Annotated in this window: 2 protein-coding genes and 1 pseudogene; all 3 read left to right on the top strand. The window is 54.4% G+C overall.

Annotated features, from left to right (window positions below; all coding sequences use genetic code 11):
* Positions 1 to 471, top strand: a 471-nt coding sequence (locus tag HNQ59_RS19405; RefSeq protein WP_221320305.1) for a hypothetical protein, incomplete at its 5' end; no start/stop codon positions are given.
* On the top strand, positions 468 to 1,028 hold the full coding sequence (locus HNQ59_RS19400; RefSeq protein ID WP_184042030.1) for a hypothetical protein: 561 nt from the start codon (positions 468 to 470) through the stop codon (positions 1,026 to 1,028). The genes HNQ59_RS19405 and HNQ59_RS19400, both read left to right, overlap by 4 nt.
* Before the next feature lie 120 nt (positions 1,029 to 1,148).
* Positions 1,149 to 1,286 (top strand): annotated as a pseudogene (locus HNQ59_RS19395) (IS5/IS1182 family transposase); the annotation flags it as partial.
* Between the last annotated feature and the right edge of the window lie 142 nt (positions 1,287 to 1,428).

The raw sequence follows: 1,428 nt of genomic DNA, 5'->3' as shown, positions 1-1,428 counted from the left end.
TATGAAACGGTGCCGGTGACGGTGAAGCAACCGGTGGCGGGCCTGGGCCTGACAGCGGCGGAGCGGGATGCGATACTGGCGGCTGGCAAGGGGCCGAGGGTTGATGTTCCAAACGATGCAGGCCCCAATCGCATTTACTCTGCACGAGAGCTGATGCGCCGGGTCGAAGAGCCTGGGCCATTCCATAACTTCCCCGAGTCTATCAACAAAGACATTTTCGCTGGGCAGAGAACAGTCGTTAGCGACAGATATGTCCTCTATACCAAGGATGGCACCATCACACTGCCAGGTGAGCCTATCTATGGAAAGGCCCAAGTCCGTATCGGAGATGGGCAGCGTGTTCGCGAAATTATTGGAACGACACCTTCTCGTATTGTTGAAGGAACATTTGAGATAGGGGTTCGACCATCAGTATCAGGGAGAACGGAAGTGATTACCCATCGTTTCTTCCGCCCGAAGGAGTCCCAATGATTGAGAATTTTTTCGGCGCCACAAGCTTTAGTGCAGCGATTTTCGAAGATGACGAGGAGGTGGAATTTGCCTACGCATATCCCGGTGCGATCAAAGATGGATGGGTTGCAGGGCTAAGCGTGCAGGTGAAGACAGATTTGTCTTCGTGGGTTGGACACTTCTCTGCTGGGCGTGAGTCTCCAAATGCTTTGAATCTTTGTTGCGCTCATCCGGATGGCTTGCAGATCGTTGTGATCGCCAAGGGGCTGGGGTACGTGGTGTCTTCTCGACAGCCAGAAGATTGGCAATTGATACCAATGCGCCCCATCATGGGTTGCTGTCCTGCAACTGATGAAAACGTGTTGGTCTTGTTCGGATATACCTATGCTCTTGGGCTGTTGAGCGATGGCACTACATGGCGATCACAGGAGCTGTCGTGGGACGGACTTCGGAACGTGCATGTCTCTGCGGGGAAAGTCTTAGGTGAGGGCTGGGATGCTTCTACCTCTAAGTTTGTGCCGTTCGAGCTTGACGTATTGACAGGTAAGGGTTCGGGTGGAGCGATGCCGCCGCTATAATCGATGAACTAAAGGGGCTGTGCTTGAATTAAAATTTGCCCGCCGTCTGGCGGGCATTTTTACATCTGTGGGGCGCTGTCGCACAAATCCGGCAGTGCCGCAGCCTGGTAAGATAGCGACATGACCAAGCCCGCCCCAAAATGCTACCGAACCACCAACTGGAAAGCCTACAACCAAGCCCTGATGCAACGCGGCTCCCTGTCCGTCTGGCTGGACACGAGCATGTCATGGCAGGGGATGCCTCGGCACAAGCGCGGACCGGGAAAAAGACCTGATCAGCCAGTCTGACTATGTGGCACAAGGCATGAGCATCAACACAGCCTTGAACCGCGCCAAAGGGGCTTTGGAGCAGAATTGGCGATCATTCAATGCCAGCGTGCCGATAGCGGAATGGAACCGC

Source organism: Chitinivorax tropicus (genome assembly GCF_014202905.1).
Classification (GTDB): domain Bacteria; phylum Pseudomonadota; class Gammaproteobacteria; order Burkholderiales; family SCOH01; genus Chitinivorax; species Chitinivorax tropicus.
This window is presented reverse-complemented; position numbering and strand designations above follow the sequence as displayed.